At 60.5% G+C, this 8,968-nt stretch carries 4 protein-coding genes and 3 pseudogenes; 6 read left to right on the forward strand and 1 reads right to left on the reverse strand.

The window, feature by feature from the left end; translation table 11 throughout:
- A pseudogene (locus tag DBR24_RS31705) lies at positions 1–149 on the forward strand (LysE family translocator); the annotation flags it as partial.
- Between the two features lie 48 nt (positions 150–197).
- Here DBR24_RS31705 and DBR24_RS08120 read toward each other — a convergent pair.
- Complete coding sequence (locus DBR24_RS08120) at positions 198–962, reverse strand: helix-turn-helix domain-containing protein (protein ID WP_128614459.1); 765 nt, start codon at positions 960–962, stop codon at positions 198–200.
- A gap of 85 nt (positions 963–1,047) precedes the next feature.
- Here DBR24_RS08120 and DBR24_RS08125 point away from each other — a divergent pair.
- The 5 genes and pseudogenes from DBR24_RS08125 to DBR24_RS31710 all read left to right on the forward strand — a co-directional run.
- Positions 1,048–2,231 (forward strand): annotated as a pseudogene (locus tag DBR24_RS08125) (MFS transporter).
- Between the two features lie 146 nt (positions 2,232–2,377).
- Positions 2,378–4,060, forward strand: a complete 1,683-nt coding sequence (locus DBR24_RS08130) for a fatty acid--CoA ligase (RefSeq protein ID WP_128614460.1) — start codon at positions 2,378–2,380, stop codon at positions 4,058–4,060.
- Between the two features lie 336 nt (positions 4,061–4,396).
- Positions 4,397–6,286 carry a DUF1302 domain-containing protein gene (locus DBR24_RS08135; RefSeq protein ID WP_128614461.1) on the forward strand — a complete coding sequence of 630 codons (1,890 nt, stop codon included), beginning with the start codon at positions 4,397–4,399 and terminating at the stop codon, positions 6,284–6,286.
- A gap of 28 nt (positions 6,287–6,314) precedes the next feature.
- The gene (locus DBR24_RS08140) at positions 6,315–7,679 is read left to right on the forward strand and encodes a DUF1329 domain-containing protein (protein ID WP_128614462.1); all 1,365 of its coding nucleotides are present in this window, start codon (positions 6,315–6,317) and stop codon (positions 7,677–7,679) included.
- Between the two features lie 212 nt (positions 7,680–7,891).
- Positions 7,892–8,968 (forward strand): annotated as a pseudogene (locus DBR24_RS31710) (helix-turn-helix transcriptional regulator); the annotation flags it as partial.

The following is an 8,968-nucleotide window of genomic DNA, read 5'->3' on the forward strand; positions in this document are numbered from 1 at the left end:
CTGCGATCTGGTTCTGCCTCGTTGCGATGCTGTTCAGCCAGCAACGCGTACGCGCCGGTTTCGCCCGCATGGGCCATTGGTTTGACCGCACCATGGGGGCGGTGCTGATCGCGCTCGGCGTGAAAATCGCCTTCACCGAAATGCACTGATCGCACACCCCACGATTCAATACTGTGGGAGCGGGTTGTTTGCGATTTCTAAGCGAGTTCGCTGAGTTTGCTCAGGGTATTCAGATACTCGCGGGGATTTTCCCCAAGCAAACGGCAAAACATCGCACTGAACGCCCGCGCGCTGCCGTAACCCAAGTCCCGCGCCACACGCTGCACGCTGTCCCCGGCGAGCAGGCGTGGCAGGGCTTCCATCAGGCGCAGTTGCTGGCGCCAGGCGTTGAAACTCATCTGCAATTGCTGCTGAAACAGCCGTGCCAACGTGCGTGAGCTGGCGCCGACCTGCTGCGCCCAGTCTTCCAGCGTATTGGGATGGTCGGGGCTATGCAGCAGCGCCAGGCAGATGTTTTGCAAACGCCGGTCAGTCGGCATCGGAATGTGCAGCGGCAGGTTTTCCAGGCTGGCGAGCTCTTCCAGCATCAACTGTTGAATCAGTGGATTGTCGGCATGCGGCGGCCCTTGCACCGCGCGCAGAATCAATTCGCGCAGTAACGGCGTCACCGCCAGTACGCAGCAATGTTGCAGGCTGGCGGGCGACAGTTCTGGCGCGATGAACAGCGAACGCATCTGCACATCGCCGCTCATGAAAATCTCGTGCGCGACCTCGGGCGGAATCCACACCGCGCGACTCGGCGGAATCACCCACGCGCCCGATGCCGTGACCACACGCATGATCCCGCTGGCCGCATACAACAACTGCGCCTCGCGGTGCAGATGCAGCGGTTGGTGCGCGCCGTCCAGATAATCCCGGGGGTAGGCGCTCACCGGGCCGTGTTCGAAGTGGCTGATCAACATGTCTGATTCAATGACTTGGTAGGCAGAAATGTGCTTTCCGGCCAACTTAGCATAAGCGGCTCATCACTACGTAAAGCGTGCTGCCATGAATCAATCGACCAATGTCATCCGTTACATCAACGCCGCCCATGTGATCGATCACATGTTCATGCTGATTTTTCCCGCCGCCGTGCTCGGCATGACGCAGGCCTTCGGTCTCGACTACGCCACGCTGATCGGCTTGTCACTGGGCGGTTTCATTGCCTTCGGCGCCTGTTCGCTACCCGCTGGTTGGCTGGGCGATCACTGGAGTCGGCGGCAGATGATGCTGGTGTTTTTCTTCGGCATTGGTGCCTCGGCGATTTTTACTGGCCTGAGCAGCAGCCCGGCCATGCTGGTGATCGGCCTGACCCTGATCGGTATTTTCGCCGCGATTTATCACCCGGTCGGTACGGCGATGCTGGTCGCTTACGCGCAGAACCGTGGCCGCGAAATCGGCATCAATGGCATGTGGGGCAATCTTGGCGTGGCGTTTCGGCGCTGGTCACCGGGCTGCTGGTGGCGCAATTTGGCTGGCGCTCGGCGTTTCTGTTACCCGGCGCGGTGGCCGTTGTGCTGGGTTTTGGTTTTGCCTGGCAGGTGCGTGAAGAACCGATTCCGAAACGTCCGCACACGCCTCTCAAAGGCGCCGCCGGACAGCGTATTTCGATGGTCATGGTTTTTGGTGTGCTGGCGCTGGCCACAGCCACCGGCGGCGTGGTGTTCAACGCCACCACCATGACTTATCCGAAACTGTTCCAGGAGCGTTTGCAGGAGCTGTTCGCCTCACCGCAAACCCTTGGCGTGGTGGTCAGTCTGGCCTATGCCTTTGGTGCGGTGGCGCAGTTGAGCATTGGCCGGGTGTTGCACCGGCTCAGCCTGAAGTGGCCGTTTGTCGTGCTGACGGTGTGCCAGGCGCCGCTGCTGTTTGCGCTGGCTTATGCCGATGGCTGGGCGGTGATCGCACTCGGTGCGGCGTTCATGTTCGTGGTGTTCGGTCAGGTCACGGTGAACGATGCGATGGTCGCTAACTTCGTCGCCCCGCAGTGGCAATCGCGGGTGTTTGCCCTGCGCTACTGCTTATCGTTCGGTGCCAGCGCGACGGCGATTCCGCTGATTTCCTATGTCGAACCGCGCCATGGTTTTGCAGGCCTTTACTTGATTCTCGCGGGTTTTGGCGCACTGACCTTCCTCGGGGCAATGGTTTTCCCGCGGACGCCTTCTGAAGAGGCTGTAGGACAAACAGCCTGATAGCTGACGAAAACCGGCAAATGCTGGCGCAAAGCTAGCATTTGTACGGTTCTGCAAATCATTCCTTTGGCTGATTTGGCTGGCGTATAAGGGTTCTAGAGTACCAATCTCTACGCCAACACCGTGCAGCCAGAAAAGGGATTCATATGTTGCAGACTCGCGTCATTCCCCCGGCCGATGGGGCCTACCAGTATCCATTGCTGATCAAGCGGCTGCTGATGTCCGGCGCCCGTTACGAGAAAACCCGCGAGATCATCTACCGTGACCAGTTGCGCTACAGCTATCCGACCCTGATAGAACGTGTGGCGCGCCTGGCCAACGTGCTGACGGCCGCCGGTGTGAAGGCCGGTGACACGGTGGCGGTGATGGACTGGGACAGCCATCGTTACCTGGAATGCATGTTTGCCATTCCGATGATCGGCGCGGTGATCCACACCATCAACGTGCGTCTGTCGCCGGAGCAGATCCTCTACACCATGAACCACGCCGAGGACCGCTTCGTGCTGGTCAACAGCGAGTTCGTCGGGCTGTATCAGGCCATCGCGCCGCACCTGACCACGGTCAAGAAAACCCTGTTGCTGACCGATCTGCCGGAAAAAACCGCCGAGCTGCCGAATCTGGTCGGCGAGTACGAGCAGTTGCTGGCCGCCGCGAGTACGCAGTACGACTTTCAGGACTTCGACGAAAATTCGGTCGCCACCACGTTCTACACCACGGGCACCACCGGCAACCCGAAGGGTGTGTACTTCACCCATCGGCAACTGGTGCTGCACACCATGGGCGTGTCGACCATCATGGGCGCGATCGACAGCGTGCGCCTGCTCGGCACCAACGACGTGTACATGCCGATCACGCCGATGTTCCACGTGCACGCCTGGGGGCTGCCGTACGTCGCGACCATGCTCGGCCTCAAGCAGGTTTATCCGGGGCGTTACGACCCGGAATTCCTGGTCGAGCTGTGGCGCAAGGAAAAGGTCACGTTCTCCCATTGCGTGCCGACCATCCTGCAAATGCTGCTCAACGCCAAAGGCGCGCAAGACACCGACTTCGGCGGCTGGAAGATCGTCATCGGTGGCAGCGCGCTCAACCGCACGCTGTATGAAACCGCCAAGGCGCGCGGCATCCAGCTGACCGCCGCGTATGGCATGTCCGAGACCGGGCCGCTGGTGTCCTGTGCCCACCTCAATGATGAACTGATGGCCGGCACCGAAGACGAGCGCACCACCTACCGGATCAAGGCCGGTGTGCCGGGGCCGCTGGTCGAGGCGGCGATCGTTGACGCAGAGGGCAACTTCCTGCCCGCCGACGGCGAAACCCAGGGCGAACTGGTGCTGCGTGCGCCGTGGCTGACCGAAGGTTATTTCAACGAGCCGCAGAAGGGCGCCGAGCTCTGGGCCGGCGGCTGGCTGCACACCGGCGATGTGGCCACGCTCGACAGCATGGGCGTGATCGACATCCGCGACCGCATCAAGGACGTGATCAAGACCGGCGGCGAATGGATCTCTTCGCTGGACCTCGAAGACCTGATCAGTCGTCACGCGGGGGTACGCGAAGTAGCAGTGGTGGGCATTGCCGATCCGCAGTGGGGCGAGCGCCCGTTTGCCTTGCTGGTGATCCGTGAAGGGCACGTGATCGGGGCGCGCGAGCTCAAGGAACACCTCAAGCCGTTCGTGGAACTGGGGCACCTGAGCAAGTGGGCGATTCCGAGTCAGATTGCCCTTGTTACCGAAATTCCCAAGACCAGCGTCGGCAAGCTCGACAAGAAGCGCATCCGCCTCGACATCACCGAATGGCAGGCCAACAACAGCACCTTCCTCTCGACACTTTGAGTGTCCGCTGGCGCGCCGAAAACGGCGCGCCAGACCCACCAAGCAAGCGCTTGGCTTGTGAAATCGAAAAAATCAGCCATCCTTGCCGTGCCGACTTGTGTCGGACTGGCGAAAGGACTGTTCCAGAGTGGTTGGCGGCTGCAAATCACACTTTAGAGGGATCAAGCAGTACCACCTGCTGGCTATAGTCCGCTCAAGGATTTTTAAGAACGGGGCACACGCACAAAACGGGGCGATGCATCTTTGGAGTGACTTCGGGCTGTCTCTGGCACCCGGTCCTTCAGCGTTTTTAAAAGTACTCACTGCCATAACAATAATGCACATGGAGTAGCGTCGATGACCTCAGTAAACCAGTTCTGGCGCCGGGCGAAACTGCCTCTGGCGGTCAGTCTTGCTTCTTCGCTCGCCGGGCCCGCATTCGGCGTCAGTTTCAACGTCGGTGAAATCGAGGGCCAGTTCGACTCGTCCCTGTCGATCGGTGCCAGTTGGTCTACTCAGCAACCGAACAAGAACCTGATCGGCGTCAACAACGGCGGCCACGGCCTGTCGCAGACCTCCGATGACGGTCACGCCAACTTCAAGAGCGGTGAAACCTTCTCGAAGATCTTCAAGGGTATCCATGACCTTGAACTCAAGTATGGCGACACCGGCGTGTTCGTCCGTGGCAAATACTGGTACGACTTCGAACTCAAGGATGAAAGCCGCGAGTTCAAGGACATCAGCGATTCGGGCCGCAAGGAAGGCGCCAAGTCGTCCGGCGGGCAGATCCTCGACGCCTTCGTCTACCACAACTATGCGATTGCCGATCAGCCGGGTTCCGTGCGTCTGGGCAAGCAGGTCGTGAGCTGGGGTGAAAGTACCTTCATCGGTGGCGGCATCAACTCGATCAACCCGATCGACGTGTCTGCGTTCCGTCGTCCGGGTGCCGAGATCAAGGAAGGCCTGATCCCGGTCAACATGTTCTACGTCTCGCAGAGCCTGACCGAAAACCTTTCGGCCGAAGCGTTCTATCAACTGGAATGGGACCAGACTGTCGTCGATAACTGCGGCACGTTCTTCTCGCAGCCGGACATCGTCGCCGACGGTTGCAACGACAACCTGCGCGTGCTGAACAAGCGTTCGCAAATCCCGGCCGTGGCCCTCGGCCCACTGGCCGCCAACGGCGTCAATGTCAACCAGGAAGGTGTGCTGGTCCGTCGCGGTCCTGATCGGGACGCTCGAGACAGTGGCCAGTGGGGCGCGTCCTTCAAGTACATGTACGAACCGCTGGACACCGAGTTCGGCGCCTACTTCATGAACTACCACAGCCGTGCGCCAATCTTCAGCGCCACCGGTGCTCCGCAATCGGTTTACAACACCGCACGCGCGCTGCCGGGGCCTTTTGCGGCACTCGCCCCCCTGCTGGTCGCGGGTAACTCGAACTACTTCATTGAATACCCTGAAGACATTCGCCTCTACGGTCTGAGCTTCTCCACCACCCTGCCTACCGGTACGGCGTGGAGCGGTGAGATCAGCTACCGTCCGAACGCACCGGTGCAGCTGAACTCCACCGACATCCTGTTCGCCGGCGTTCGTCCGCTGGGCGGCGCACTGACCAACGCTTCGCTGCTCACCGGCGTTCCTGGCCAGGATCTGCATGGCTATGAGCGCAAGGAAATCACCCAGATCCAGACGACCTTCACGCACTTCTTCGATCAGGTCATGGGCGCCAGCCGTCTGACCCTCGTCGGCGAAGTCGGCGCGACCTACGTCGGCGGGCTGGAAAGCCGTTCCGACAAGCGTTATGGCCGCGATCCGGTGTACGGCCCGGGTGAGTTGCCGGCCACTGGCGGCGTCAATACCTGCGCCAACATTCTCAACGCCAGCACCATCAATGGTGCGGGCCCAGGTTCGCCGCAGAACAACCGCAGCCGCAATTGCGACAACGACGGCTTCACCACATCAATGTCGTGGGGCTACCGCGGTCGCGCCATCTGGGAATACAACGACGTGTTTGCCGGCGTGAACCTCAAGCCGAACGTGGCCTGGTCCCACGACGTCAGCGGTTACTCGCCAGGCCCTGGCGGCAACTTCGAGGAAGGTCGCAAGGCGGTCAGCCTGGGCGTCGACGCCGAGTACCAGAACACCTACACCGCAAGCCTGGCTTACACCAACTTCTTTGACGGCAAGTACACCACCGTGGATGACCGTGACTTCGTTGCGCTCAGCTTTGGCGTGAACTTCTAAGCACTGCATTTTCAGGACGAACGAATTTATGAAAATAACAAAGAGTCTGTTCCACGCCGGTGTTCTGGGCCTGTCATTGCTGGCGACCGGCGTCATGGCGGCGGTGCCTGCCGCTGAAGCCGACAAGCTGGGCAAGAGCCTGACCCCGATGGGCGCCGAAATGGCCGGCAACGCCGACGGTTCGATCCCGGCCTGGAAGCCGCTGCCGAAGAACGCTGGCAGCGTCGACAGCAAAGGTTTCCTGTCCAACCCGTACGCCAGTGAACAGCCGCTGTTCACCATCACTGCCAAAGATGTCGACAAGTACAAGGACAAGCTTGCACCGGGCCAGTACGCGATGTTCAAGCGTTATCCGGACACCTTCAAAATGCCGGTCTATCCGTCCCATCGCGGTGCGACCGTGCCGGATGACGTGTTTGCCGCGATCAAGAAGAACGCCACCAACACCAATCTGGTGTCCGGCGGCAACGGTCTGGAAAACTTCGAAACGGCGGTGCCGTTCCCGATTCCGAAAAGCGGCGTGGAAGTCATCTGGAACCACATCACCCGCTATCGCGGCGGCAGCGTGACCCGTCTGGTGACCCAGGCCACGCCGCAGCCGAACGGTTCGTTCAGCCTGGTGTACTTCCAGGACCAGTTCGTGTTCCGCGACAAGATGAAGGACTACGACCCGAAAAATCCGGGCAACATCCTGTTCTACTTCAAGCAGAAAGTGACTGCGCCGGCGCGTCTGGCCGGTGGTGTGCTGCTGGTGCACGAGACCCTCGACCAGGTGAAAGAGCCACGTTCGGCGTGGGTCTACAACGCCGGTCAGCGTCGTGTGCGCCGTGCGCCACAAGTGTCCTATGACGGTCCGGGTACTGCCGCCGACGGTCTGCGTACCTCCGACAACCTCGACATGTACAACGGTGCACCGGATCGCTACGACTGGAAGCTTGAAGGCAAGAAAGAGATGTACATCGCCTCCGACAGCTACAAGCTCGACGATCCGAAGCTGAAGTACACCGACATCATCAAGGCCGGTCACATCAACCAGGATCTGGCGCGTTACGAGCTGCGCCGCGTCTGGCACGTGGTTGCAACCCTGAAAGAAGGTCAGCGTCACATCTACGCCAAGCGTGACTTCTACATCGACGAGGACACCTGGCAGGCCGCCGTGATCGACCACTACGACGGTCGCGGTCAGCTGTGGCGCGTAGCCGAAGCGCATGCCGAGAACTACTACGACAAGCAAGTGCCGTGGTATGCCCTGGAAACCCTCTACGACCTGCAATCGGGCCGTTACCTGGCGCTGGGCATGAAGAACGAAGAGAAGCAGGCGTATGACTTCGGCTTCACCGCCACCACCAGCGATTTCACCCCGGCCGCGCTGCGTCAGGACGGTGTTCGCTAAACCGTTGTAAAAACCGAGGCCGCATCCTCGTGGAACGCCCCGACTGGTTCGGGGCGTTTTTTTTGCTTTTGCAGGTGTTACCGGAGGGCGTGTGCAGGAGCGTGTAGTCTTTTTGTAGCCATTTGTAGCAGCAACCTTCATAACCGGTTCGTTTAAGGCTAGTCTGCGGACATCTGCAACGCCGCCAACAGCAATTCGAACAAGAGCCGGCCATGACTGATCTGTCCCCGCTTCCGGGTCCCGCAAGTGTTGCCGTCACGGCATTGGACGGGCGTTTTTTTCGCCCGCCGTTGCCGGACGGCTACGTGTTGCGACCACGCCTTTGCGAGCGCCTGCAAGCCGGGCTCGGTGGACGGCTGTTGCTGGTCAGTGCCCCCGCCGGGTTCGGCAAGAGTTCACTGGCGATAGAGTTCTGTCAGAGCTTGCCGGAGCATTGGCAAAGTCTGTGGCTGGGTTTGAGCCCGCGTGACAGCGATCCCGGACGCTTTCTCGAACGCCTGCTCGAAGGCTTGCAGGACTACTTCCCGCAATTGGGTAGCCGCGCACTCGGCCTGTTGAAAATGCGCCAACGCCATCAGCCCTTTGCCTTCGAGGAATGGCTCGACGGCATGCTCGATGAGTTGGCGCTGCACCTCGACCCTGCGACGCCACTGTTACTGGTACTCGACGATTACCATCTCGCCCAAGGGCCGGTGCTCGACCGCTGCCTGCAATTTTTCCTCAATCATCTGCCCGATGGCTTGCTGGTCATGGTCACCAGCCGCCAGCGCCCGGACTGGCATCTGGCGCGCTTGCGGCTGTCGCGCCAACTGCTTGAACTCAATGAGCAGGATCTGCGCCTGACCCACGACGAAGCCTTGTCTCTGCTTGATCGACACAGCACGTCACTGCGCGGCGAGGCGCTGGAGAACCTGATCCAGCGCAGCGAGGGCTGGGTCGCCGGGTTGCGTTTCTGGCTCCTGGCAGCGTCCGAAGCCGGCAGCGAGGCGGCGTTGCCGCAAGCGCTGAACGGCGGGGAAGGGCTGATCCGTGATTACCTGCTTGAAGAAGTGATTGATTGCCTGCCGCCCGAAGTACAGGCGTTTCTCTATGACACGGCGCCGCAGGAACGCTTCTGCAGCGAACTCTGCGACGCCGTGCGCGAAGCCCATGACAGCGGCGAGATCCTGCGTTTTCTGCTGGCGCACCAGGTGTTTCTGGTGCCGCTGGACGAACACGGCCACTGGTATCGCTATCACCATCTGTTTTCCGATCTGTTGCGCAGTCGGCCGTTTGCTCAGGCGCTGGTG

Source organism: Pseudomonas sp. HMWF006, from assembly GCF_003061205.1.
Taxonomy (GTDB): domain Bacteria; phylum Pseudomonadota; class Gammaproteobacteria; order Pseudomonadales; family Pseudomonadaceae; genus Aquipseudomonas; species Aquipseudomonas monsensis.